The organism is Nocardia sp. NBC_01388, from assembly GCF_045040085.1.
Lineage (GTDB): Bacteria > Actinomycetota > Actinomycetes > Mycobacteriales > Mycobacteriaceae > Nocardia.
On record NZ_CP109553.1, the window covers coordinates 269,956 to 295,205 of the forward strand.

Annotated in this window: 20 protein-coding genes; 9 read left to right on the top strand and 11 right to left on the bottom strand. The window is 65.9% G+C overall.

Translation table 11 applies throughout. The annotated features are described in order from the left end of the window. Positions 1–15: 15 nt before the first annotated feature. The 4 genes from OG716_RS01240 to OG716_RS01255 all read right to left on the bottom strand — a co-directional run bounded on the left by OG716_RS01240 (position 16) and on the right by OG716_RS01255 (position 3,815). Entirely contained in the window at positions 16–927 is a 912-nt protein-coding gene (locus tag OG716_RS01240; protein WP_405135881.1) for a glycoside hydrolase family 43 protein, read from the bottom strand. A gap of 134 nt (positions 928–1,061) precedes the next feature. After that, positions 1,062–2,114, bottom strand: coding sequence for an ABC transporter substrate-binding protein (locus OG716_RS01245; RefSeq protein ID WP_405135882.1), 1,053 nt, complete (start codon positions 2,112–2,114; stop codon positions 1,062–1,064). Positions 2,115–2,116: 2 nt separating this feature from the next. Continuing rightward, on the bottom strand, positions 2,117–2,998 hold the full coding sequence (locus tag OG716_RS01250) for an ABC transporter permease (protein ID WP_405135883.1): 882 nt from the start codon (positions 2,996–2,998) through the stop codon (positions 2,117–2,119). Next, on the bottom strand, positions 2,988–3,815 hold the full coding sequence (locus OG716_RS01255) for an ABC transporter ATP-binding protein (RefSeq protein WP_405135884.1): 828 nt from the start codon (positions 3,813–3,815) through the stop codon (positions 2,988–2,990). The genes OG716_RS01250 and OG716_RS01255 overlap by 11 nt, the downstream gene beginning before the upstream one ends. A gap of 171 nt (positions 3,816–3,986) precedes the next feature. Here OG716_RS01255 and OG716_RS01260 point away from each other — a divergent pair, with 171 nt between their 5' ends. From OG716_RS01260 to OG716_RS01270, 3 genes are all read left to right on the top strand, one after another. Next, complete coding sequence (locus OG716_RS01260; protein ID WP_405135885.1) at positions 3,987–5,966, top strand: ATP-binding protein; 1,980 nt, start codon at positions 3,987–3,989, stop codon at positions 5,964–5,966. Next, positions 5,948–6,625: a response regulator gene (locus OG716_RS01265; protein ID WP_405135886.1), complete on the top strand. Its 678-nt coding sequence runs from the start codon at positions 5,948–5,950 to the stop codon at positions 6,623–6,625. The genes OG716_RS01260 and OG716_RS01265 overlap by 19 nt, the downstream gene beginning before the upstream one ends. A 75-nt stretch (positions 6,626–6,700) precedes the next feature. Beyond that, entirely contained in the window at positions 6,701–7,192 is a 492-nt protein-coding gene (locus OG716_RS01270; protein ID WP_405135887.1) for a VOC family protein, read from the top strand. A gap of 30 nt (positions 7,193–7,222) precedes the next feature. Here OG716_RS01270 and OG716_RS01275 read toward each other — a convergent pair whose 3' ends face one another. Continuing rightward, positions 7,223–7,840, bottom strand: a complete 618-nt coding sequence (locus OG716_RS01275; protein WP_405135888.1) for a class I SAM-dependent methyltransferase — start codon at positions 7,838–7,840, stop codon at positions 7,223–7,225. Between the two features lie 39 nt (positions 7,841–7,879). Further along, the gene (locus OG716_RS01280) at positions 7,880–9,262 is read right to left on the bottom strand and encodes an alpha/beta fold hydrolase (protein ID WP_405135889.1); all 1,383 of its coding nucleotides are present in this window, start codon (positions 9,260–9,262) and stop codon (positions 7,880–7,882) included. 129 nt (positions 9,263–9,391) lie between these two features. Between OG716_RS01280 and OG716_RS01285 the strand changes: the two genes are divergently transcribed. The 3 genes from OG716_RS01285 to dnaE all read left to right on the top strand — a co-directional run bounded on the left by OG716_RS01285 (position 9,392) and on the right by dnaE (position 15,174). After that, complete coding sequence (locus tag OG716_RS01285) at positions 9,392–10,642, top strand: serine hydrolase domain-containing protein (RefSeq protein WP_405135890.1); 1,251 nt, start codon at positions 9,392–9,394, stop codon at positions 10,640–10,642. Positions 10,643–10,667: 25 nt separating this feature from the next. Then, positions 10,668–11,558, top strand: a complete 891-nt coding sequence (locus OG716_RS01290) for a DMT family transporter (protein WP_405135891.1) — start codon at positions 10,668–10,670, stop codon at positions 11,556–11,558. A gap of 76 nt (positions 11,559–11,634) precedes the next feature. Further along, a complete protein-coding gene (gene dnaE / locus OG716_RS01295; RefSeq protein WP_405135892.1) occupies positions 11,635–15,174 on the top strand; it encodes a DNA polymerase III subunit alpha in 3,540 nt (1,179 codons plus the stop codon). A 76-nt stretch (positions 15,175–15,250) separates the two neighbouring features. On the opposite strand, the gene OG716_RS01300 is transcribed toward dnaE, so the two are convergent. Both OG716_RS01300 and OG716_RS01305 read right to left on the bottom strand, forming a co-directional pair. Then, on the bottom strand, positions 15,251–15,883 hold the full coding sequence (locus tag OG716_RS01300; RefSeq protein WP_405135893.1) for an MspA family porin: 633 nt from the start codon (positions 15,881–15,883) through the stop codon (positions 15,251–15,253). Positions 15,884–15,971: 88 nt separating this feature from the next. Beyond that, positions 15,972–16,166, bottom strand: a complete 195-nt coding sequence (locus OG716_RS01305; RefSeq protein WP_405135894.1) for a hypothetical protein — start codon at positions 16,164–16,166, stop codon at positions 15,972–15,974. A gap of 132 nt (positions 16,167–16,298) precedes the next feature. Here OG716_RS01305 and OG716_RS01310 point away from each other — a divergent pair, with 132 nt between their 5' ends. Both OG716_RS01310 and ilvA read left to right on the top strand, forming a co-directional pair. Further along, complete coding sequence (locus OG716_RS01310; protein ID WP_405135895.1) at positions 16,299–16,736, top strand: nitroreductase family deazaflavin-dependent oxidoreductase; 438 nt, start codon at positions 16,299–16,301, stop codon at positions 16,734–16,736. Between the two features lie 73 nt (positions 16,737–16,809). Then, the gene (gene ilvA, locus OG716_RS01315) at positions 16,810–18,174 is read left to right on the top strand and encodes a threonine ammonia-lyase IlvA (RefSeq protein ID WP_405135896.1); all 1,365 of its coding nucleotides are present in this window, start codon (positions 16,810–16,812) and stop codon (positions 18,172–18,174) included. 90 nt (positions 18,175–18,264) lie between these two features. On the opposite strand, the gene OG716_RS01320 is transcribed toward ilvA, so the two are convergent. After that, positions 18,265–18,942, bottom strand: coding sequence for a response regulator transcription factor (locus OG716_RS01320; protein WP_405135897.1), 678 nt, complete (start codon positions 18,940–18,942; stop codon positions 18,265–18,267). 110 nt (positions 18,943–19,052) lie between these two features. On the opposite strand from OG716_RS01320, the gene OG716_RS01325 reads away from it, so the two are divergent. Beyond that, entirely contained in the window at positions 19,053–20,198 is a 1,146-nt protein-coding gene (locus OG716_RS01325) for a DUF2235 domain-containing protein (RefSeq protein ID WP_405135898.1), read from the top strand. Between the two features lie 678 nt (positions 20,199–20,876). Here the strand turns inward: OG716_RS01325 and OG716_RS01330 are convergent. After that, positions 20,877–22,649 (bottom strand): DUF222 domain-containing protein, encoded by a 1,773-nt coding sequence (locus OG716_RS01330; RefSeq protein WP_405135899.1) that lies wholly within the window; start codon positions 22,647–22,649, stop codon positions 20,877–20,879. Positions 22,650–22,832: 183 nt separating this feature from the next. After that, positions 22,833–25,241, bottom strand: coding sequence for a malto-oligosyltrehalose synthase (gene treY, locus OG716_RS01335; RefSeq protein ID WP_405135901.1), 2,409 nt, complete (start codon positions 25,239–25,241; stop codon positions 22,833–22,835). Between the last annotated feature and the right edge of the window lie 9 nt (positions 25,242–25,250).

Genomic DNA, 25,250 nt, shown 5'->3' on the forward strand with positions numbered 1-25,250 from the left:
GGGCCGCATCGACGGTCAGCCGTGTTCGGGCAGCACCGTGAAATGCCGGACGGTGCCCGACAGCCCGGGAAGTTCGGCAGTCGGCGTCCAGGTGCGGAAGTTGTCATGGCTGTCGCTGTAGAGATATTCGCCGTCGTCATAGGCGTCGAAGTAGATCCGCCAGCCGCCACCGGGCAGCGGAATGACGCACTGGCCTTCCCGCGGCGATCCCCACCCCGCCCAATCCCCGGTCTGCACAAAGGAATACCGCCCGCGCAGCTGATCCGAAACGGCGAGTTCGACGAACTTGGTCTGCTCGTCCTTGGTGAAGGCGTAGTACTGACCGCGATGCAGCACCACGGTGGTGTCGATATAGCCGTATCCGGTATCGGCCTTCGGACCGAGTCCCACCATCGGGGTCAGCGGCGTCCACGATCGCAGCCCCGGATCGGTGGCGGTCATCAGATGCGGAGTGAAGCGAACCCCGTCCGAGAGCGAGACCAGCACATTGACTTCGCCATTCGAGTCGATGAACCACTCCGGCGCCCACGTCGAGGTCACGCCCGCCACATCGACCTGGTAGTCGTCGAGGTGCGTCCAGGTGACCCGATCATCGCTACGCGCGAATCCGATGGTCTGCCCCTCCCACCCCGTCGTATAGGTGAGGTAATAGCGCCCGTCGGTATGCCGGATCAGACTCGGATCCCGCAGCAGCCCGCTCGGCGGCTGATACGCCGATCCCCGCAGCAACTGAAAATTGGTCGCATCGGTGGATTCGTACACATACAGATCGGATTCACTCGCATTCGTGAACGCCGTCATCGTGTACCGCACGGTAGCCCGCCCCGGCTGCGTGAGCCCCGGATCACCCACCGCCCGCCCCGCGGCCAGCCCGTACAGCGGCACACTCCCGGCCAAAGCCAGCACGAATCTTCGACTAACCGCCATCCGCCGAATTATTCCTGCCCATTCGCCACAAAGTAGCCGACACACCGATTGGTATACCAGCGCCTCCGACTCCACCGTGTGACCGCCGGTGGCATTCCGCATCCCCTCACGAATGCGGAATGCCACGAACCCGGCTACTGCGTTCCCGGCTTCAGGGCCCGTTCGACGAACTGATTCGTATAGGTGGCGTTCAGGTCGATGCGGTCGCGCACCGGCTGCACATTGCGGGAGTACCGGCCCAGGATCCGCAGGACATTTTCGGCGCCTTCGCGTTTCATGAGTCCGTCGCCGTTGAACATGCTGATGGAATCGCGGACCGATTGGACGTAGAGCTTGGGGTCGCCGCCGGCGTACTGCGAGGGCATTTCGGCGGCGATCTCCTCGGGGCTGTGGGTTTTGATCCACTGCAGGGTCTGCACGAACGAGGTGACCAGCTTCTGGACGATGTCGGGGTGGCTGTCCACGGTCTGGCACCGCATGTACAGGGAGGCAGCGGGATACAGGCCGCCGAGTGCGGCGCGGGTGCCCTGTTCATTGCGCATATCGACGAGTACCCGAGCGTCACCCGAGCTGACCATTTTGGCGACCGTCGGATCGGTGGTCATGCCGGCGTCGATGCCGTTGTGGTTCATTCCGGCGATGAAGGTCTGTCCCGCACCGACTTTCACCCGGGTGTAGTCGGAGGTGCCCAGCCCTTCCTGCCCGGCCAGGGCCTGGGTCAGGAAGTCGGTGGACGAACCCAGTGAGGTGACGCCGAGATTGCGGCCCTTGAAGTCCCCGGGGGAGCGGATGGTTGCCGCATCCGACGTGGAGACCAGCTCCACCTCGCCGGGAACATCGGCGAATTGCACTACGGTGCGCAGGCACTGGTCCTTGGCCTGCAAATCGATGGTGTGGTCGTAGAACCCGACCACGGCCTGCACATCGCCGGTGAGCAGCGCGGTTTCGGCGGTCGCCCCGGACTGTTCGCCGAGCAGCTGCACATCGATGTCATTGCGTTCGAAATTGCCCAGCTTCTGAGTGAGCATGGCGGGCAGGTAGATCACCTTCTCCAGTCCGCCGACCATGATGGTGAGCTGCGGCCGCCCGTTCGCGACGGGAATGGACCGGGAGTCACGGCAGCCGGTCACCAGCAGCAGCGAGGAGACGGCGAGCAGTACGAGCGCGAGAGTTCTGCGATGTCTCATGCTCACACCCCGTGACCCGAAGCAGCCTGCGACGGACGCCATTTCAGCAGCCGGTTCTCGGCCAGCCCGATCAGCCATTCGGCCACCAGCGCCACCACGGTGATGACGATCATGCCCGCATAGATCCCGGCCGCGTCGAAGGTGCCCTGCGCATTGGAGATGAGCAGCCCCAAACCCCTGCTGGCGCCGGCGTATTCACCGACCACCGCGCCGATGAGCGCGAAACCGAAGGCGGTGTGCAGGCTGGACAGAATCCAGGTGGTGGCGCTCGGCAGCACGATGGAGGTCAGCACCTGCCACTTGGACGCGCCCAGGATTCGTGCGTTGTCGATGACATTGCCGTCCACCTCACGGGCGCCGGTGAAGGCATTGAAGAACACCGCGAAGAACACCAGCACCACCACGGTCGCCACCTTGGAGCTGAGCCCCAGCCCGAACCAGATGATGAACAGCGATGCCAGCACAATGCGCGGAACGGCATTGAGCGCCTTGATGAACGGCGCCAGCACCTCCGCCCAGTACCGGCTACGACCCAGCAGTACACCCAGCACCACACCCGCTACGGTGCCGATGACGAAGCCGAGCACGGCCTCCTGCACGGTGGTGTAGAGCTGCAGCCAGATGGAACCGAATTGTGTTCCGTCGGTGAACCATTCGTAGAGCCGATCCCAGATGAGCGAGGGCTTGGAGTAGAAGAACGGGTCGATCCACAGCGAAGCGGTCAACTCCCATGAACCCAGCCACAGCGCGATCAGCAGTACCCGCAGCCCCCAGGTGCGGATCTTCTCCTTGCGCGCCTGCGTGCGGACCCGCGCGAGAATCTGCGCCTCGGTCTCGAATTCCGGTGTGAAGGTGGCGGTTTGCGCTACGACATCAAGCGACACGGGAGGCTCCCTGACTGCGAGCTGCCTCGACCTGATCGCGCAGCGTTTCCCAAATTTCCCTGTAGAGGTCGCGGAACTCCTCGGTGAGCCGCACCTGTTCGACATTGCGCGGCCGCTCCAGCGTGACGGTGAAATCGCCGCACACCGTGGCGGGGGAGGCGGTCATGACAACCACCCGATCGGCGAGCGAAATCGCCTCTTCCAGATCATGAGTCACGAAGATGACCGCCGCATCGGTCCCGGACCACACCCGCAGCAGCTCGTCCTGCATGAGCTGCCGGGTCTGCACATCGAGCGCACTGAACGGCTCGTCCATGAGAATGATCTCGGGATTGTTCACCAGCGTCTGCGCCAGCGAAACCCGTTTGCGCATACCGCCGGAGAGCTGATGCGGGTAGTAACCCTCGAACCCGCCGAGGCCGACCGTGCGCACCCATTCGGCGGCCTGCGCCCGCGCCTGTTTCTTCGATGCGCCCCGGAAGTGCGGGCCCAGCGCCACATTGTCGAGCACGCTCTTCCACGGCAGTACGGCATCCTGCTGGAACATGTAGCCGACGCCGTCCGGAATGCCGCGCACATCCGCGCCGCGCACCAGAGTGCGTCCGGCCGAGGCGGGTTCGAGTCCGGAGACCAGTGAGAGGGTGGTCGACTTGCCGCAGCCGGTCGGTCCGACCACGGCGACGAATTCGCCGGGGGCGACCGTGAAGTTCAGGTCGCGCACCGCGGTGTGAATGCCGCCATTGGCGCCCGGAAAGCGCTTGGTCGCGCCTCGCAGTTCGATCAATGGCTCGCCGCGGTCGAGGGGCGGTGGGGTCATCGCTTGCTCCTGCTTTCGTGCCGCTCGGGGTGTGTGCTGCGGCATGGGACAGAAGCTACGTGGCCCGGGTCACACCGCGTGTGGTTGTGCGCGCTACCCGCACAAGCGGCGATTCGACCGTTTTGCGCATTCTGCTCAGGCGTTTGCGGGCCGTTCTCTACACTGTGGCCCGTGTTCTCGCTCGGCCCCCGCTCGGTTCGCCTCCGGACCCAGATCGTGCTGTTGCAGGTCGCGGTGGTGGGTGTGACCGTCGGCCTGGCTTTCGGCGTGTTCGCCTATATCGGCAATCAGCGATTGTCCGGCGAATACGGTGAGCGCGCCCTCGCCATCGCCCGCACCGTCGCCTCCGAACCCGATGTGCGCGCCGAGGTCGAGCACTATGCCGACTTCTCGTTGCAACCCGGGCCGCAGCTGCAGAGCGATCTCGCCGACGGCCCACTGCAGCGCATCGCCGCTGACGCCCGGCTGCGCACGAGCGCATTGTTCGTGGTCATCACCGATGACGCGGGCCTGCGCCTGGCGCATCCGGAGCGTGCCCGGCTCGGCGAAATGGTCAGCACCGATCCCTCCAAGGCGCTGGCGGGCGGTGAGGTGGTCATTCGCGAACACGGCACCCTCGGCGAATCGGTGCGCGCCAAAGTGCCGGTGCTGCAACCGGGTACCGGACGCGTGGTCGGTGAGGTCAGTGTCGGCATCTCGACGACGGCGGTGCGCGAACAGCTGCTGCGCGACCTCCGCCGATCCGGGCTGCTGATCGCCGGGGCGCTGTGCGCGGGCATTGCCGGATCGGTGTTGCTGGCACGTCGCTGGCATGGTTTGACCCTCGGCCTGGAACCCGCCGAGTTGGCGGAACTGGTGCGCGAACAGGATGCCGTACTGCACGGCATCGGCGAGGGCGTGGTCGCCGCCGATACCGCCTGGCGCGTCACCGTCGTCAATGACGAAGCCCGCCGGCTGCTCGGCATCGAGGCCGCCCCCGGACACGATATCGACGATCTCGGACTGACTCCGCGTGTGCTGGAGGCGTTCCGCGCCGCCGACGGCCAACTGGTACAGGCGGCGGTAGGCGAGCGCATCGTGGTGGTGACCGCCCGCAGCGTGCTCCGCGACGGCCGCCCCCTCGGCGCGGTACTGAGCGTCCGCGACCGCACCGATGTGGAATCCCTTACCCGCCAACTGGATGCGGTCCGCTCCCTGAGCACCGTGCTGCGCGCCCAGCGCCACGAATTCGCCAATCGCCTGCACCTGCTGAACGGCCTGCTGCACACCGGCCGCGCCGACGAGGCATCCCTCTACCTCGCCGAACTCCTGGGCACCGGCCCCCTCGGCGCAGTCCTGCCCGGCATCGACGCCGTGACCGACCCCTACCTGCAAGCCTTCCTCGCCGCCAAGGCCGCGCACGCCCGCGAACAGGGCGTCCGCCTCCGCCTCGGCCCCAACACCTGGGTGCACGCGAATCTCGCAGCCCCCGTGGATGTCACGACCGTCCTCGGCAACCTCCTCGACAATGCCATCGAAGCCGCCCGCCTCGGTGCGGCCGGGCATGTCGCCGCCGGGGGCGCGAACCCCACGACTGCCGCGAGCGTAGAGCCCGTTGCACCCGGTGATGGCGAGCCCGTTGCGCCCGGTGGTGGCGAGCCCGTTGCGCCCGGTGGTGGCGAGCCCGTTGCGCCCGGTGGTGGCGAGCCCGTTGCGCCCGGTGGTGGCGAGCCCGTTGCGCCCGGTGATGGCGAGCCCGCTGCACACCGTGATGCCGAGCCCGCGCGCGGTGGGTTTGAGTCCGCTACTGGCGGCGATGCTGCATTCGCTGTAGTGGAGCTGGAGTTGGTTCAGGAGGGGGAGACGCTGCATATCGCGGTCGCCGACAGTGGGGGCGGGGTGGCTGCCGAACTGGTGGATTCAGTGTTCTCCGAAGGGGTTTCGACCCGTGCCGAGGACGGTGTGCCGGGTGGTCGCGGGGTCGGACTGGCATTGTCGCGGCAGGTGGCGAGAGCGCGCGGCGGTGATGTCCGGCTGGCTGATCCAGGAGGTGCGGGCCGTCCGGCGGGACCGGGCGTGCCCGCCGAGAAGGCGTTGCGGGGAGCGGAATTCATTGCCCGGTTGCCGGGTGTGCTGACAGAGGGAGAGCCCGCGTGGGCGCTGGAGAGCTGAATGTACTGGTGGTCGACGACGACTTCCGGGTGGCCAACCTGCATGCCGGAATCGTTTCGGCGCTACCGGGTTTCACCGTCGGCACGGTCGCGAATACGCTCGCTGCCGCGCGCGCGGCCATTGCCGCGACGGCGTTCGATCTGGCGCTGGTCGATGTCTATCTCCCCGACGGCTCCGGTGTCGATCTGGTCCGTGAGATTCGCTTCGATGCCATGATGCTCACCGCCGCAATCGAATCCGAGACCGTCCGCGCGGCACTGTCCGCAGGCGCTCTCGGCTACCTGGTGAAACCCTTCGATCACGCCGCCCTGGCGGCCCGCCTGGCCGGATACGCCCGCTACCGGCGAATTCTGTCGGCGCCGGAGATCGCGTCCGCGGATGTGGACGCCGCCCTGCTGGCCCTGCGCCAGACCACCACCGGCGCCGCGGCGCAGCCTGCCGCACTCGCCTCACCCACGAAAGATCTGGTGCTGCAGGCCGTTCGACGCGCCGACGCCCCCATGTCAGCCGCCCAGGTAGCCCTCGCCATCGGCATTTCCCGCGCCACCGCCCAGCGCTACCTCGCCGCCCTGGTCGGCGCCGGCGGCCTGCGCATGCAATTGCGCTACGGCAGCACCGGCCGCCCCGAACAGGAGTACTCCGCCGGACCGACCCGCTGAGCGCCACTATCTGTACCGCCGACCGTCAGGCGTCGCTGTGACCCCTGCCACTGGAACATTGGCGAATCGGGGGATATGTGGTTAGCGTCGAGGGGTGGCGATGCTCCTGTCGGCCGACTTGCACCGGTCCAGGGTCGGGATCGTCACTCACACAGGAGAATTCCCATAACTATCCAGTTCAACCACACCATTGTCGGATGCAAGGCCAATCGGGAAACCGCCGAATTCTGGGCGGAGATCCTCGGATTGGAGGTGGGGGCCGAGTGGGGACCGTTCATTCCGCTGCAAGCCGGGAACGGCGTCACCTTCGATTTCGCGAATGTTCCGCCGGATCTGCCCGGTGGCATTCACCCCACGCACTACGCCTTCCTGGTCTCCGAGGACGAATTCGATTCGGCCTATAAGAAGATCACCGATCACCAGATCACCTATTGGGCCGATCCGCACGGCCGGGCCGAAGGTGAGATCAACCATAACGACGGTGGCCGCGGTATCTACTTCCAGGATCCCAACGGCCACTATATGGAGCTGATCACCGTTCCGTACGGTGGCCGGCCGCAGCGGTAATCATCTGATGCTGCACTGGGCGTGGGCCTTTCACGCCGAAGCGGCCACGCCCAGTGACAGCGCACCGATGAACTTCGGCGAGCCCTTCTCGTAGAACTGATCGACCGCGCGCACCTCGAAACCGGCATCCTCGATCAGCCCGCGAATATCGCGATCCAGCTGGCAGCCGCCGAACAGTGTCTGCTGCACCGGATTCAACCGGTGCTGCCACACCTGCACCCCGGGATCCGGCGCCAGCCCGTGCTCGACGAAATGCAATGTCCCGCCCGGCACCAGTACTCGGCGAATCTCCGACAGCGCCGCGTGCACATCGGGAATGGTGCACAGCGTCCAGGTGGACAGCGCGGATTCGAAACTATTGTCCTCGAACGGCAATGCCTGCCCGTCCAATCCCGCCCGCTCCACCGGAACGGCGGACGCCGCGATCCGCCCGCTCGCCATTTTCCAGCCGAGTCCCACCGGTTCGACCGCGCTCACCGACTTCACCACGGCGGGATAGAACGGCACATTGCGCCCGGATCCGAATCCGATCTCGACCACGCGCCCGCTGAGCCCGGCGCAGACGCGTTTGCGCACCGGATCCAGGAACTTCGCCCCGCAGGACAGATCGATGATCCGGGGCAGCACCTGGTTCTCGTAGATTCCCACGTCACCACTCTTTCCATGAATTGTCGTGTGCGCCGGCGGCTACTGCGGCGGGAAACGTTTGGTCAGCCATGCGGTGACATAACCGAGCACCTGCGGATCGATGGTCGTCTCGATGGTGGCGTACTCACTGGGCAGCCCCGTATTCGCGGGCTGCATGAGGTGATTGAGCCCGTCGAAGACCTGCACGGTGGCATCCGGATCGGCGGCCAGCAGACTGCGCATGGGCCCTTCGCTCTGCGCCGCCGGAACCTGCAGATCCTTGGTGCCGTACATGGCGAGCACCGGAACGCGCAGCGCCGAAAGCGCCGGTGCCGGATCGTAATTGATGAGCGCGGCCATATATGGCGTCACCAGGGTGTCGATGGTCTCGCCCGAAGCCCGCTGATCGGCGGGCAGGCTGTCATTGTGCTGCTGCGCATAGATTTTCGCGGCGCCCAGATCACCATTGCGAATGATGCTGGTCAGCCCCGAGATATAGCCGACCTGCGCGGCCACGGCTTCGGGCGAGGCGCCCGAGGCGGTCAGGATCAGCCGATTCTGTTCGAGCAGGACATCCGCGCCGGACACCGCCGGCCCGGCCTGCAGAATCGCGAAGGCCACACCGCTGCCGGGTCGCGAGGCATACAGCGGCGCAAGGTATCCGCCCTCACTGTGTCCCAGCAAACCGATGCGTTTGCCGTCGATGTCCGAGCGCCCGTGCAGGAACGCCACACCCGCGCCGATATCGTCGGTCAGATCCTGATAGCTGGCGGCGGCGAGATCCCCGCCGGTGCCGCCGACCCCGCGATCGTCGGTGCGCAGCACCGCGTATCCGGCCCGGGTCAGGGTGTCCGCCCACAGCAGGAACGGCTTGTGCCCCAGGATTTCCTCATTGCGATCCTGCGCCCCGCTGCCGGTGATGAGCAGCACCGCCGGATGCGGCCCGCCGGTCTGCGGCTCGGTCAGCGTGCCCGCGATGGTGATGCTCCCGCTGCGGTAGCTGACATCCTCGGACTTGTACGGCCACGGCGGCTTCGGCTCCTGCGGCCGCGCCACCCCGGCCACCTGCCCCCGGGCCAGCGTCAGCGGCAAGGTTTTCCCGGATTGCGTGAAATCGCCCTTGATGCTGTCCGAGGCCTTGTCGTACTTCCCCTTGAAGGCCGGCTGCCCGGGGAATTCCGGGATCGAGAACTCGACCTGATCCACATCATTGCGCACCGCGCTCAACTGCCTGTGCGAGACGTTCTGCGCCGGAATCTCGATCGAACCCTTGCCGTCGGTGGTGAAGTTGACGCCGATCGCGAGCGGCTGACCAGGCACTTCGACATTTCCGTGCCAGTCCCCGGTCACGTACGTCTGCGCGGGCTGCGTACTCGAACAGCCCGCCACCGCGAGCACGACCACAACGAACAGGCCCAGCGAAAGCGACCGCAGCACGCGCATTCTCCGAGCGTACGCGCGGGTAACACCGTCATTACCGATTCGACACCGTAAATAACCTCTGGGCCCCGGCCGGTAACTCTCGTGGTCATCCCATTGCCCTCGGTGCTGCGCGCCTCGTACCTTGGATCAGTGAGCAATGTCGCTACCGCCCCGGCGCTCGCGGATCTACCCACCGGTGTGGGCGGGTTCGCGACCCCCGAATTCGGGCCCCTGGTACGTACTTTCGCGCGAATGATGGGCGGTCACCCGGGCGCCGGCGGCGCGCTCTCGGTGCACCTGCACGGCGAGCCTCTGGTCGATGCCTGGATCGGTGACGCCGCGCCCGCCACCGCGTGGGGCGCCGATACCGGCGCCGTGGTCTTCTCCGCCACCAAAGGCATTGCGGCCACGGTGATTCACCGTCTCGCCGACCGCGGCCTGCTCGACTACGACACCCCGGTCGCCGCCTACTGGCCCGAATTCGCGGCCAATGGCAAGGAGCGAATCACGGTGCGGCAGCTGCTGTCCCATCGCGCCGGCCTGTCCGGCCTGCCCGAGATCGCCCGCGGCCTGGACGATATTCTCGACCACCGCCTGATGGAGCAGCGCCTCGCCGCCGCGAAACCCGATCACCTGCTGAACATTCCGACCTATCACGCTCTGACCTTCGGCTGGCTGCTGGCGGGTCTGGCCCGCGCCGTCACCGGTCGCGGCATGGCCGAGCTGTTTCGCACCGAGATCGCCGAACCGCTCGGCACCGACGGCATCCACCTGGGCCGTCCGCCGGCCGGAGCCGCCACCACAGCGGCCGAATTGCAGGGCAGCCGCCTCGCCGCCGTGGGCACCACCTACGTCTCGCTGTTCCTGGGCCGTGCCTACGGTCTTCCGGGCGCACTGGGTGCGGCGACCCGCGCCCTGTTCCTGCCCGGCCTGGAGGAGTTCGTCGACGGTGACAATCCGCCGATCCTGGAGACCGAGCTCCCCGCGGGCAATGGCGTCTGCACCGCCAGCGGTCTGGCCACCCTCTACGGTGCGCTCGCCAATGGCGGTATGAGCAACGGCCACCGCTTCCTGTCGCCGCAGACCATCAAGACCATGCGGCATATCGAGACCTACCGCCTCGATCACGCGCTCTTCTATTTCCCCATGCTCTGGCATATGGGCTACCACTCGCTGCCGATGCCGGGCGCCCGCGCCGGTTTCGGCCATATCGGCCTGGGCGGATCCTTCGGCTGGGCCGACCCTCAGCAGGGACTTTCCGTCGGATTCGTCCATAATCGGCTCTCGCTGGCCGCTCTCACCTCCGATCAGATCGCCTCGGCCTGGGTGCTGCCGCTGGCGGTCCGGGGCGCCCGCGCGACACGCCGCACCACCGCAGTACCGAGCCGCCGCGCGGCCTGAGCCGGAGGCGCGGCAGACTGGGGTCGTGTCTGGACTACCTCTCGGTGCTGTGATCTGTGCCTTCGTGGCGGCCCTGTTGTTCGCGGTCTCGGCCGTGGCGCAGCAGCGGGCCGCCTCCGAAGTGCCCGACGGCGATGCCCTCATGCGCTCGCTCATTCGCAGCCCGCGGTGGTGGGCCGGAATGATCGGCGACGGAGGCGGATTCGCCTTCCAGGTGGCCGCGCTGGCCATGGGTTCGGTGCTCATCGTGCAGCCGATCCTGGTGAGCGCCCTGGTTTTCGCGCTGCCGCTGGCCGCCCGCTACAGCGGCCGCAAGACCACCCCGGCCATGTGGCTGACGGCACTGGCGCTGTCGATGGCGCTGGCGGTGTTCCTCATTGTGGGTGATCCCACCCCGGGCCTCACCCATGCGCGACTGCACCGCTGGGTGCTGCCGCTGCTGGTGATCTTCCTGCTGGTCGCGGCGGGGCTGGTGGTCTCCCGCATGGCGAAAACCTCTGCGCTGCGCGCACTTATGCTCGGCGCGGCGGGCGGCACCCTGGTCGGCGTCTCGGCGGCGCTGACCGAGTACGTGACCCAGCTGTTCGAGCGCAACATCGGCCATGCCCTCACCAGTTGGGAGCTGTACCTGCTGATCGCGACCGGACTCTGCGGCGTCTACCTCCAGCAGGTCGGCTATCAGGCCGGTTCGCTGGCGGCCTGCCTGCCCGCCTTTACAGTCGCCGAACCTCTGGTCGCGGCCTTTGTCGGCATCACCGTGCTCGATGAGCGGCTGCGAAGCGGACCGATCGGCACCGTCTTCGTCCTGATCTCCGTGGTCACCATGTGTGTCGCCGCTGTGGTACTGTCCCGCGCTCAAGTGGGCGACCCGCTCGAAAACCTCGATCCGGAGCCGGTTTCCCAGCGCTCGCAGTGAAGTCCACCACGACACGCAAAGTCGCCACGCCGCCCGCGGAAGCTGTTGTCGGTGCCAGGACCTAACATGTGTCTTCGTGTCGGGATCATTCGTTCACCTCCATAACCACACCGAGTACTCGATGCTCGATGGCGCGGCGAAGATCACGCCACTGTTCAAAGAGGCGCAGCGGCTGGACATGACCGCCGTCGGCATGACCGACCACGGAAACATGTACGGCGCTTCGGAGTTCTACAACTCCGCCAAGAAGCAGGGCATCAAACCGATCATCGGCATCGAGGCCTACATCGCGCCGGAGTCGCGGTTCAACACCAAGCGTGTGCGCTGGGGCGACCCGTCGCAGAAGAGCGATGACATCTCCGGCTCGGGTGCCTACACCCATATGACCATGGTCGCGGAGAACGCGACCGGTCTGCGGAACCTCTTCAAGCTGTCCTCATTGGCCTCCATCGAGGGCCAGCTCGGCAAGTGGGCGCGTATGGACGCCGACATCATCGCCGAGCACGCGGCGGGCATCATCGCGACCACCGGCTGCCCCTCCGGCGAGGTGCAGACCCGGCTGCGCCTGGGCCAGGAGCGCGAGGCGCTGGAGGCCGCGGCGAAGTGGCAGGAGATCTTCGGCCCGGAGAACTTCTTCCTCGAACTCATGGACCACGGCCTCTCCATCGAGACCCGGGTCCGTGAGGGCCTGCTCATGGTCGGCCGCGAGCTGGGCATTCCGCCGCTCGCCACCAATGACTGCCATTACGTGCACGAGACCGATTCCGCCAATCACGAAGCGCTGCTGTGCATCCAGACCGGTAAGACGCTGTCGGATCCCACGCGCTTCAAATTCGACGGCAGCGGCTACTACCTCAAGTCCGCCGCGGAGATGCGCGCCATCTGGGACGCGGAAGTCCCTGGGGCCTGCGACAATACGGAACTCATCGGCGAGCGCGTGCAGTCCTACGACGAGGTGTGGGAGCACCGCGACCGGATGCCCATCTTCCCGGTGCCCGAGGGGGAGACCCAGGGCAGCTGGCTGCGGCACGAGGTCATGAAGGGCCTGGAGCGCCGGTTCCCGAGAGGCATTCCGCCGGAGTACATGCCGCGCGCCGACTTCGAGCTCGACGTCATTATCGAAATGGGCTTCCCGGCCTACTTCCTCATCGTCGCCGACCTCATCACCTATGCCCGCTCGGTCGGCATCCACGTCGGACCGGGCCGTGGCTCGGCCGCCGGTTCGCTGGTCGCCTACTCCATGGGCATCACCAATATCGACCCCATCCCGCACGGGCTGCTCTTCGAGCGCTTCCTCAACCCCGAGCGCGTGTCCATGCCCGATATCGATATCGACTTCGATGATCGCCGCCGCGGTGAGATGGTCCGCTACGCCACCGAGAAGTGGGGCAGCGACCGGGTCGCCCAGGTCATCACCTTCGGCACCATTAAAACCAAAGCGGCGCTGAAGGACTCGGCCCGTGTGCAGTTCGGCCAGCCCGGTTTCGCGATCGCCGACCAGATCACCAAGGCGCTGCCGCCGCCGATCATGGCCAAGGACATCTCGGTCTCCGGCATCATGGATCCAGAGCATGAGCGGTACAAAGAGGCCGCCGAGGTCCGGGAGCTCATCAATACCAATCCGGACGTCGCCAAGATCTACGAGACGGCGCGCGGTCTCGAGGGCCTGATCCGCAATGCCGGCGTGCACGCCTGCGCGGTCATTATGTCCAGCGAGCCGCTCACCGACGCGATCCCGGTCTGGAAGCGCGCGCAGGACGGCGCCATCATCACCGGCTGGGACTACCCGTCGTGTGAGGCCATCGGCCTGCTGAAAATGGACTTCCTGGGCCTGCGCAACCTCACCGTCATCGGTGACGCGCTGGTCAATATGAAGAACAACCGCGGCATCGATCTCGACCTGGACACGCTGCCCCTGGAAGACGCCGCCACCTACGAATTGCTCGCGCGCGGAGACACTCTCGGCGTCTTCCAGCTCGACGGTGGCGCCATGCGCGATCTGCTGCGCCGCATGCAGCCCACCGGCTTCGACGATATCGTCGCCGTGCTCGCGCTGTACCGCCCCGGCCCCATGGGCATGAACGCCCACAATGATTACGCCGACCGCAAGAACGGGCGGCAAGAGGTCAAACCCATCCATCCGGAGCTCGAAGAGCCCCTGAAGGTCATCCTGGGCGATACCTACGGCCTGATCGTGTATCAGGAACAGATCATGCAGATCGCGCAGAAGGTCGCCGGGTACTCGCTCGGCCGAGCCGATATTCTGCGCCGCGCCATGGGTAAGAAGAAGGCCTCGGTCCTGGAGGCCGAATTCGAGGGCTTCGAAGCGGGCATGATGGCCAACGGCTTCTCCAAGCCGGCCATCAAGGCGCTGTGGGACACCATTCTTCCGTTCGCCGGTTACGCGTTCAACAAATCGCATGCCGCCGGCTACGGCCTGGTCTCCTTCTGGACCGCGTACCTCAAGGCCAACTATCCGGCCGAGTACATGGCCGGTCTGCTCACCTCCGTCGGTGACGACAAGGACAAGGCCGCGATCTATCTGGCCGACTGCCGCCGTCTGGGCATTCAGGTGCTGCCGCCGGACGTCAATGAATCCCAGGTCGAATTCGCTTCCGTCGGTGGCGATATCCGCTTCGGTATGGGCGCGGTGCGCAATGTCGGTGCGGCCGTGGTGGGTTCGATCATCACCGCGCGCAAGGAGAAGGGGAAGTTCACCGACTTCTCCGACTACCTGAACAAGGTCGACGCCGCCGCCTGTTCCAAGAAGGTCATCGAATCTCTCATCAAGGCAGGCGCTTTCGATTCGCTCGGGCATCCGCGCAAGGGTCTGCTGCTGATTCACTCCGATGCCATCGACGCGGTCATGTCCACCAAGAAGGCCGAGGCCATCGGCCAGTTCGACCTCTTCGGCGGTCTGGACGACGACGATTCGATGGCCAGCGTCTTCAATGTGAAGGTGCCCGACGAGGAATGGGAGACCAAGCACAAGCTGGCCCTCGAGCGCGAAATGCTGGGCCTGTACGTCTCCGGGCATCCGCTCAACGGCGTCGAGCATGTGCTTGCGGCACAGTCGGATACGCAGATCCCGACCATTCTGGAAGGCGACGTCAAGGACGGCCAGCAGGTCACTATCGGCGGCATCTTCGCCAGCGTCACCCGCCGCGTCAATAAGAACGGCCTGGCCTGGGCCTCGGCGCAGCTGGAGGACCTCAGCGGTGGTATCGAGGTGCTGTTCTTCCCGCAGTCCTATTCGGTCTACGGCATGGATGTCACCGAGGACGCCATCGTTCTGGTGAAGGCCCGCGTCTCCGCGCGCGACGACCGCATCTCGCTGATCGCGAACGACCTTATCGTGCCGGATCTTTCGTCCATCGGCGTGGACAAGCCGATGTCGGTGATCATCCCGACCCGGCTGTGCACCCCGGACAAGATCGGCGCGCTCAAGCGGGTCCTGAGCAGCCATCCGGGCACCGCCGACGTCCACATCCGCCACGTCGGCTCCCGGGAACGCACCACACTCCTGAAAGTGGCTGACAACCTGCGAGTTTCGCCGTCATCGGCCTTGATGGGCGACCTCAAGGCCCTGCTCGGCCCGGGCTGCCTCGCGGGCTGAGCGACCGCAGAATGAATCGAGGCCCCTCACCTTTGTGAGGGGCCTCGATTCATCCAGTGCGGCAACCGATTCGGTGTCACAACCAGGTGGGATCTCCGAAAACCGCGCCGCTGTCGTCCACTTCGGCGGACTTGGCGTAGAGATAGGTGTATTGGCGGATCGCCACTGGTCCGGTGCACTGGTTCACCGCGATATGGAAGTCCCGAATGATGATCTGGACCTCCTTGCCCGGAATGAGTTCCTTGTCCGCGACCGGTACGTCCTTGACCTCACCCGGGCTGAGATTGATGCTCAGTGGCACCTGAATATTGGGCCCGACCAGTGCCATCGAAGGTGAGGCGCCCGGCCCCGGAGGTATGGGGATAGTGCCGCTGGGCACGTAGACCTGGGGGATCGCCCCGGCATTTCCGTTCAGCAGGGTGACCGCGCAGCCGACGTGGTATCCGGTCTTGAGCTGGCCACCGGCCAGGCCGTTGACCCGGCCGTAGGCGATATTGCTGACCAGCGCCTCACGCGAGGTGCCGACCTCGTTCAGCGGCGCGATTCGATTGATGAATTCCGATCGATCGCCGACGGTGAAGGTGCCGAAGGTGGAGGTGTAGGTCTGTTCGTGCCCTGCCAGTTCGGTGATATCGGCATGGGCGCTCGGCAGAGCGCACAGCGCGGTTCCGACGGACAGTAGGAGCACTCCGAACGGTTTCGACCGCATGTTGATCAAGGTAATAGAGGAATCGCATAACTGGCCCGCATGACACGGACCGAGTGGTCGCGATTCAGATAACGGTGCGGGTGCGGTGTCAGTACAGGCCGCGTGCGCTGTGCCGCGCGACCGCGACGATCCAGCGCAGTGCCACCGCGGTCGCCGCCGCCAGCACGGCGATCTGCGGGGAACCGGTGATCAGCAGCAATACCAGGGCAATGATCAGCCCGGCGGCGAGCGCCTCGAGCTTGTACACCGGCCAGGCGGTACCCGCGATACTCACGGTCGGCACGTGCGACCGGGTACGCGCTCCCTGTGTTGGGTGAACAACTGCCATCTGTTCAGGGTATACGACGACCTAAAGTTCGGTCCACCGAACTCTGCTGTCGGGAACATAACAAGAATCCGCTGTGTTGGCTGGGTCATGCCACTTTCCGGAGAATACGAACCCAGTCCCTCGGACTGGGCGCGCACACAGGTCGAAGAGTACGAGGCATCCAACGGCGCCAAGGCCAGCAGCCATGAAGGCAAAGCTGTCATTGTGCTGACCACCGTGGGAGCCAAGTCCGGCAAACTCCGTAAAACCCCGCTCATGCGTGTTGAGCACAATGGTGAGTACGCCGTTGTGGCCTCATTGGGCGGCGCTCCCAAGAATCCCGTCTGGTACTGGAACATCAAGGCCGATCCACACGTCGAACTGCGCGATCGCGATGTGGTCAAGGACTACGATGCCCGCGAGGTCACCGGCGACGAGAAGAAGGTCTGGTGGGAGCGCGCGGTCGAGGCATGGCCCGACTACGACAACTACACCAAGAAGACCACTCGCGAGATCCCGCTGTTCGTCCTTTCTCCCCGCAACTGACGACACTCCCGAGCGCACTCCGCCGAACTGGCTTTGCCGGTCGGCGGAGTGTCGTGTTTTCCGGCTCAGTAGCATGTGTCGGGTGTCAGATCCGCTTGTAGTTGCAGAGAAAGTGTCAGGTCCGCTGCCCCCGTTGAGCGCGGACGAAATCGATGCTGCCGCCAAGCGAATTTCCGACATTATCGACCCGACACCGCTGCAGAGGATCGCGCGGCTGTCGGAACTGACCGGTGCCGAGGTCTATCTGAAGCGGGAAGATCTCACCGCTGTGCGCTCCTACAAGCTGCGCGGCGCCTACAACCTCATCGTCCAGCTCACCGCCGGCGAACGCGCCGCGGGCGTGGTCGCCGCCAGCGCCGGAAACCATGCGCAGGGTGTGGCTTTCGCGTGCAAGGCGATGGGGATCAAGGGCCGCATCTACGTTCCGACCACCACTCCCAAGCAGAAGCGCGACCGGATTCGCGTGCACGGCGGCGAATTCGTGGAGCTCATCGCCACCGGTGACACCTACGACGCGGCCGCCGCGGCCGCCGTCGACGATGTGGCGCGCACCGGCGCGACCATGGTCCCGCCCTTCGACGATCCGCGCACCGCGGCCGGACAGGGCACCATTGCCGCCGAGATTCTGGATCAGCTCGATCGTGCTCCCGACCTGGTGGTGGTGCCGGTAGGCGGCGGTGGCTGCCTGGCCGGAGTCAGCACCTATCTGCGAGAGCGCTCGCCGCGCACCGCGATTCTCGGAGTCGAGCCCGCGGGTGCGGCCTCTATGACGGCGGCCCTGGTCGCCGGGGGACCGGTCACCCTGCCCGAGATCGACCCATTCGTGGATGGCGCCGCCGTGCGCCGCATCGGCGCGGTGCCCTACACCGCGGTTGCGCGGCTGGGCGGCGGGGTGCGTTCGCACGCCTCGCTGCCTTTACTGACCACCACCGAATCCGGTAGTGGCGCAAGCGGTTTCCGCATGATGACCGTCGACGAGGGCGCCATCTGCACCGCCATGCTGGAGCTCTACCAGAATGAGGGCATTGTCGCCGAGCCGGCGGGCGCGCTCTCGGTGGCGGCGCTGCGAGAGGTCGAGCTCACGCCGGGTGCGATCGTGGTGTGCCTGCTCTCGGGCGGCAATAACGATGTCTCCCGCTACGGCGAGGTCATCGAGCGGTCGCTGGTGCATCAGGGGCTGAAACACTATTTCCTGGTGGACTTTCCGCAGGAGCCGGGCGCACTGCGCCGCTTCCTCGACGAGATCCTCGGTCCCGACGACGACATCACCCTGTTCGAATACGTCAAGCGCAATAACCGGGAGACCGGGGCGGCGCTGGTCGGCATTGAACTGGGTTCGCCGGACGGCCTGGAATCGCTGCAGAAGCGGATGGACGAATCCCCGATTCGCGGCGAACGCCTGGATCCGGGTTCGCCGGCCTACCGCTACCTGACCTGATCGACTCGATCCCGGGCAGAGCGGGGAAGTGCCCTGCCCGGGACGGTCGTACGCGATCCACCCCCACTGGGGACCGCGGGTCGGTGTGGTTCACATGTGCAGCAGATATCCCGCGCCGGTGGCGTAGATGAGCTGCGGTTCGCCGAGCTTCCGGTCCAGCCGGTGCACCACGTCCTCGATGGTGGCGACAGTTGTTGTCTCGGTGCAGTATTCGGCGAGCTCGGCATAACTGACCTGGGTGCCCGCCCGCGCCGCCAGCAGTTCCAGCGCGCAGAACTCCCGGGCCGTCATGATGAGCAGCACGCCATTGCGCTGCACCCGCCGCCGCAACCGATCCACCACCAGATCGCCGATGGTCAGCACCTGGGCGGGCGGTCGCAGATGCCGTGCGCACAGCGCCCGTACCCGTCCGGCCAGCTCGCCGAGCGAGAACGGTTTGGTCAGATAGTCGTCCGCGCCGCTGGCATAACCCTCGGTGCGATCGGCCGGGCTGTCGCGCGCGGTGATCACCAGGGCGGGCATATGCATCCCCGATTCCCGTTGCCGCCGAATCAGATCCAGGCCGTCCCCGTCGGGCAGCCCGCGATCGACGATCAGGCAGTCGTAGCGGCGGGTGCCGCAATTGCGGCCCGCGTCGGCGAGATTGCGGGTCAGATCGACAATGAATCCGGCGGCCCGCAGACCGGCCGCGACCCGTTCGCCCAACTCGTCGTCGTCCTCACAGACCAGTACCCATACGCTGCGGGGGTTCATCCGATCGTCGGGCATTGGCCCACGGTGTCACGGCAATTGTGAACGAATCATGAGCGATAGTCGTACGACGAGTCGAGTAGTCCACTACGCGGGAAACCGAACGGTTGCGGCGGGAGAATCTGTTCATGAAAAGACTGGTGGTGTGCTGTGACGGCACCTGGAAGGCGGAGTCTTCCACCACGGTGTCGAATATCGTGAAGATCGCGCAGACGGTATCGCTGGCCGACGCCGACGCGGCCGGGAACCACATCGGCCAGCGTGTCTACTACGTCTCCGGGCCCGGAGCCCGCGGCTTCACCTCCGATCGCCTGCTGGGCGGCGCCTTCGGTACCGGCCTGGAGGCCAACCTCTCCGCCGCCTACTGGCAGCTGGCCTTGAACTGGGAGCCGGGCGACGAGATCTACATCTTCGGCTTCAGCCGCGGCGCGTTCACCGCGCGCAGCCTGGCCGGGATGATCAACCGGCTGGGCATCCTCACCTACACCGCCATGATCGACGGCAAATATCCCGGCGCCCTGAAGATCTACCAGACCCGCAAGGCACACCCCGATGATCCGGATCCGCCGGAATGGGCCGAATTCCGCAGTGCCCATTGCTATCCCGACCCGGTCACCATCAACTTCCTCGGTGTCTTCGACACCGTCGGAGCCATGGGCATCCCCGGCATCACCGCCCGGCGGCACCGCTTCCACGACGTCAACCTGTCCTCCATCGTGCACTGCGCCCGCCAGGCTCTGGCCATCAATGAACGCCGCCGCGCCTTCGAGCCCTGCCTGTGGGAAGTCCCCGTCGAGATCGCCGAAAAGTACCGCCGCACAGACAGAGTCAAACAGGTCTGGTTCGAAGGCGTGCACAGCGATATCGGCGGCGGCTACCCCGACTGCGGCCTCTCCGACATCACCCTGAGCTGGATGATCCGCGAAGCCGAAGCCGAAGGACTGACCTTCGACCACACGCGTCTCGCCGCCCTCCAGAAGTGCTGCCCCGATCCGCCCAAGACCCTGCACAATTCCCTCAGCCTCGGCTTCCGAATCCTGAATTTCCTCCGCCTACTCCACAACCCCCGCAGCCCCCGCTTCTACTGGGACTCCTGGCGGCGCCTGCTCCAGCCATACGACCAGGCGAGCTATCTCGCATCCTCGGCCCACGCCGCCGGATTCGACCCCGTCAACCTAGTCCGCTGGCACCAGTCCCACACCGGCCCAACCCCTCCCGCCCTGATCGAACCAACCGGGAAGGGCCTGCCACTAGGCGGTAGCGAGGACGTTTAACGCTCATGCACCAGCGGCCTCCGGCTTTTGTGTTCTGTCTCGAGAACGCAACCACAGCCGGTCGACCGAGCTGGCACCGCAGCCAGCCCTCCCCACTGCGGGAGGTAACTCGGGTACCCCTCCCAACGCGCCCAGCACGGCCATCTCGGGCTTTGCCCGCACCCTCTCGCTGATCAACCCTGCCCGGGATGCAAGAAACCCAGGTGCACCGACCGTTTCGGCATAGAAGCCGTCGGCTGCTGGGAATGGAACAGCGGGTGTCTCTGCGGCACAGCGGTTATGGGGTCTGTGCCGCGCGGACACCTGCTGTGCGGTCGGGAAGGGCTGGGCGGTGCCCGGCTTGAGGGGGATTCGAGGCCGAGATGAGGCCGGTGCACCTGGGTTGCGTGCGTCGAGAGGTGGTGTTGGGTCCCGGGGTGCGGGCAGGGCCCGGGATGGCCGTGCTGGTGGCGTCGGGTGGGGTACCCGACCTTGGCTCCCCGGCAGGGGAGGAACCTGCGGTCCCGGGCGGGGTGACCGGCTGTGGTCCGGTTTCAGAGACGACACCCGAAAGACAAAAGCCGAAAGACCAAGGGCCCGAAGACCGAGAACCCGAAACGCCTGCCCGCACAACGACCTGTAGCACCGGCGGGCAGGAGCCCCGGCGGTGGAACAGGTGTTTGGCGGGTGGGTGGCGGCCTACTGCCGGTAGTGCTGCCATTCTCGTTCGTTGCGGGCCCGGATCCGCGCCAGCGCAGCAGCTTTCAGCTCGAGCGGGTGGTGCAGGTGGTTGACCTGTGGTTCTCCGGTCGGGTTGATGTGCGGGGGCCCGATCCATCCGGTCCGCCCCGCGAACTGCGAGTCCGGTCCCATGACCACGGTTTTCCATCCTCCGGGCCCGTCGTGCACCTGGGCATGGCAGTGATCGCATGCGAGGGTGAGGTTGTCGATATCGGTGGGCCCACCCTGGGCCCATTCGGTGATGTGGTGCACCGCGCACATCGTCGCCGGGGCGTCACACCCGGGCCGGGTACAGCCTTTTTCGGAGGCGATGAGCGCCAGTCGTTGAGCGGGGCTGGCCAGCCGGGGAATCCGGTCGGCACCGAACGTGCGCGGACCGAACACCAAACACGCGGGCCGAGCACCGTTGACGGGGCTCACCGACCCAGACTTACGCTCGGTGCACCGCTCGGTACCCGAGGAGTAGGAGTCGCGGTCTGAGGTGGCCGAGCAGGACTCACACGCGGTGCCGAACAAGCACAGGTCGTGGCCGGAACCACCGGCCCGCGAACCAGGCTCGGGGCTCGCGCAACGAGCACCGGGATCGGGGCTCCCCGAACGGGACTCACCCTCGAGGCCGCTCTCGATACCCGAGGAACTGCGGGTGTGCTCCAGATCCGCCGACCGCTCACCCCGACCCAGGTACAGGGGCAATCCCACCGGATTCAACACCGCCAGATACTTGTTCGACTGCACCGCCAACTCCAAGGCTTCCGGGATCGACACGATGCCACCGGAGGCGGTCGTGGCCACACCGGCTTCGGCTTCCAGATCGGCCACACTCATCGTCACGATCACCGACACCGGCAGGCCACGATGCTTACCCAGCTTGGCCGGGCCACCGAACTCCGGGCGCAGGAACGCCAGCAACGCATCATGATTACGCTGGGCGGGAGAACGCGTATCGCGCTCGACACACGCCGCCAACTCCTGCGAACTGAGCTTGTGGTCCGACACCCACGGACTCTGCGGATCTTTCGGGTTGCACATACCCGGGCGGGCGAGCTTGGCGAACATCGGCTCGAGGACCGACCGCAGCTTGCGGTTGATCTCCCCGTTCCACGGCGACATCCCATCAGCGCGCTCGGCCCCGAGGGTGAGCCCGCGCATCCGGTCCCGATCCGCCTCCGAACTCAATTTCCCGTCCGGATCCAACCCTGCCAGCAGCACTTCCCCCATGACCGGCAACCCTTCCGGGTAACCGGTGGGCGCGAACTCGGTCAACTGCAACTCCGTGGCTTCACGCACATCGGCGTCGAGGCTGCCGGGCAACCGGTTCATCACCGTCATGATCCGACGCACATGATCCACACCGATCACACCCGCGCGATGCGCGGCAGCCACATGCGCGAGGGTCGGCTCCAACTCCACACCCGAGACGATGCGTGGCCCGGTCTCCACCGCGATACTCACCCGGGACGCGGCATCAGCGCGCGAGATACCCAGGGTTTGACGCAGGAACACCTTCGCAGACGCGACACCACCACGCTGAGCCAGGCCACGGCTGGTGGTCTCCACAACGAACCGGGTTTTGACCGCTTCGAGCTGGCGCGTGCAGGTCTCCACTTCCCGCATGAGGGCGATGAATTCATCATCCTGCAACGGAACGAGGGAAGCGTTCAGGAGGTGATCGACCGCCATCGACAGTGCGCGGGCACTGCCGGTATTCGCGGATTCTCCCCCTGAATTCATACCCCTATTCTACCGCCGCAACATAGGCCGGGAAAGGCGAATCATGTTGTGATATAAGAATATTCAGACTGGCGGACCGACCAGCCTCTTTCGCGCCTCTTGCCCTTTTCCGTCTTGTTCTTTTGTCGTTTTCTCTCCTTCTCGTCCAGGCATCTTTATCTCTTGTTCTCTATCTCTTCCGCCCTAACGAACAAGAAGCGCCACGGGCAGCCGGGCGAACAACTTCTCCAGCCGCGACCGGCCCGAGAACGTATGTCCGGTAAGCCGATCCGTCCAATGCCCCTGGGGCAGGTCCAAGACGGTATCGCCCCACCCACCGGCTTCGTCCAGCCGAATGCTGTGTCGCGTAGCAGCGACGATCACCTCGGGAGTCTCGCCGTTCCGTCCGCGGGCGTAGGACACCAGATGCTTGGCGTGGTCACCGCTGGCGAACAGGGGAGCGTAGGTTCCCCCGACGAAGCATTCCGGCCGTTCCCGCCGCAACCACAGCGCGTATGCCACGATCCACATTTTCACAGCCCCGGTCGCATCGAGATCCGGTGTGCCGGTCAACGATTGCAACAGCAGCGAGCGGTGTGTGAAGTCGACCGGTCGCCGATTATCCGGATCGACCAGCGAGTCTTCCCACAGTTCGCAGCCCTGATAGATATCCGGAATTCCCGGCCCGCACAGCTGAAGCAGCTTCTGCGCCAGCGCATCCGTCCAGGCATGCGTGGCGAGATCGTTGACGAACTCTCCCAATTCCACGCCGATCGGCCCGTCGATCACGGTGTCGATCCACCGGTGTACGGCCTTCTCGAACTCGGTATCCGGTTCCTCCCAGGAGGATTGGGTTCCGGCCTCGCGAACAGCCTTCTCCGCGAACTGATGTACCCGCTCCCGGAACTTGGGGACGGCGGAGGCGGGCCGGCCGTCGGCGGGCCAGATTCCGTAGATGTTCTGCAGCAGAAAGAGAGTCGTCGCGCCGTCGGGTCCGGGCGCGATCTCGTTCCACGCGCCGACCGACCGCGCCCAGATATCCGGCACCTGCGACAGCATGCTGATTCGGGCCCGGGTGTCCTCACCGCGTTTGGTGTCGTGCGTGGAGAGTGTCGTCATGGTGGCGGGCCAGCGGGCGGCGCGTTCGGCATTCGCCAGATGGAATTCGATGACCGAACTGCCGAACCTGGTCGGATCCGAGCCCATCTCCTGCAGGGATATCAGTCGCGCGGCGCGGTAGAACATGGTGTCCTCCACGGCTTTCGCGGTGATCGCCCCGCCGACCTGATGGAAGCGCGTGGCCGCCTCGCCGCCGATGGCCAGGGCGGTCGCCAGCACCTGCAGCGGTGCGGTGAGTTCGCTGTTGCGCCTTGTCACCTCGGCGACGACAGGCCCGATCGTTCCGGCCAGTGGCGCGTAGTCCGTGCGGGCCACCGGCATGTACGACAGCACTTCGATGGTGGCATTGGTCAGCGCCATGGTGTCGAAGGCGTCGGCGCGCGCATCGCGTTTGATGGCGGCGACCAGGCGGCGGACCTCCGGGACCAGCATGGTTTCGGCGACGGCCCGTTTGATGCGGTGTTCGTTCTCGCTGAACCAGGCGCGGTCGCTGCCGTGGCCGGTGAACTGGCGGGACAGGTCGGTGAGGATCTTCTCGCCGTCCGGATCGATGAGCACGCTGCCGATATCGGAGAGTGCGTCGTACCCGGTGGTGCCATCAATGGGGAGTCCGGCGTCGAGCGGCTCGCTGCGCGCGAGCACCTTCTCCACCAGGAGCAGGCGCTGCGGTCCGATGATCTTGCGCAGCCGCGTCAGGTAGTCGGCCGGATGCGACAACCCATCCGGATGATCCACGCGCACACCGTCGATGAGATCGTGCTCGCACCATGCGGTCAGCTCGCGATGCGTGGCCTCGAAGACCGCGGGGTCCTCCTGCCGCAGCGCGGCCAGTCCACCGACGGTGAAGTAGCGGCGATAGCCGCACAGTCCGGATTTCCAGTTGACCAGGCGATAGTGCTGCTTGTCGTGGATGCGCAGCGCATTCTCGCCATCGGTGCCGGGCGAGATCGGGAAGCGCATATCGTGCAGCGCCAGCATGGGTTCGAGGCCGCTGCGATCCACCGACAGCGCCGCCGGATCGTTCTCATTGGCGAGCACCGGCAGTGCGAGCCGTCCGCCCGCACCATTGGCGGGACTCCAGTCGATATCGAAGTAGTGCGCGTACTTCGACTCCTTGCCGTTCTGCAGCACATCCCACCACCACGGGTTCTGCCGCGGATCGGCGACGCCGACATGGTTGGGCACCAGATCGACGATCAATCCCATACCGCGGCTGCGCACCTCGTCGGAGAGCGCCTTGAAGCCACCGGGGCCGCCGAGGGCCGCCGACACGGTGGTGGGGTCGGTGATGTCGTAGCCGTGCGTGGAACCGCGCGCCGCGGTGAAGACCGGCGACAGGTACAGATGCGAAATACCGAGCTGCTGCAGGTATTCCGCAATGGTGCGGGCATCGGCGAAGGTGAGCGCGTCGGGGCGCAGCTGCAACCGATAGGTGCTGCGGACGGGTGTCTGCCGGGCAATGGGGCCGGTGTGATGTTCGGGCGTGCTGGTCATGGCGTGATC

What these genes read in the sequence shown, in the direction of transcription:
- OG716_RS01240 (WP_405135881.1), bottom strand. Translation starts at nt 927, where the DNA reads ATGGCGGTTAGTCGAAGATTCGTGCTGGCTTTGGCCGGGAGTGTGCCG.
- OG716_RS01245 (WP_405135882.1), bottom strand. Translation starts at nt 2,114, where the DNA reads ATGAGACATCGCAGAACTCTCGCGCTCGTACTGCTCGCCGTCTCCTCG.
- OG716_RS01255 (WP_405135884.1), bottom strand. Translation starts at nt 3,815, where the DNA reads ATGACCCCACCGCCCCTCGACCGCGGCGAGCCATTGATCGAACTGCGA.
- OG716_RS01270 (WP_405135887.1), top strand. Translation starts at nt 6,701, where the DNA reads ATGTGGTTAGCGTCGAGGGGTGGCGATGCTCCTGTCGGCCGACTTGCA.
- OG716_RS01280 (WP_405135889.1), bottom strand. Translation starts at nt 9,262, where the DNA reads ATGCGCGTGCTGCGGTCGCTTTCGCTGGGCCTGTTCGTTGTGGTCGTG.
- OG716_RS01300 (WP_405135893.1), bottom strand. Translation starts at nt 15,883, where the DNA reads ATGCGGTCGAAACCGTTCGGAGTGCTCCTACTGTCCGTCGGAACCGCG.
- OG716_RS01310 (WP_405135895.1), top strand. Translation starts at nt 16,299, where the DNA reads ATGCCACTTTCCGGAGAATACGAACCCAGTCCCTCGGACTGGGCGCGC.
- ilvA (WP_405135896.1), top strand. Translation starts at nt 16,810, where the DNA reads ATGTGTCGGGTGTCAGATCCGCTTGTAGTTGCAGAGAAAGTGTCAGGT.
- OG716_RS01320 (WP_405135897.1), bottom strand. Translation starts at nt 18,942, where the DNA reads ATGCCCGACGATCGGATGAACCCCCGCAGCGTATGGGTACTGGTCTGT.
- OG716_RS01325 (WP_405135898.1), top strand. Translation starts at nt 19,053, where the DNA reads ATGAAAAGACTGGTGGTGTGCTGTGACGGCACCTGGAAGGCGGAGTCT.
- OG716_RS01330 (WP_405135899.1), bottom strand. Translation starts at nt 22,649, where the DNA reads ATGAATTCAGGGGGAGAATCCGCGAATACCGGCAGTGCCCGCGCACTG.
- treY (WP_405135901.1), bottom strand. Translation starts at nt 25,241, where the DNA reads ATGACCAGCACGCCCGAACATCACACCGGCCCCATTGCCCGGCAGACA.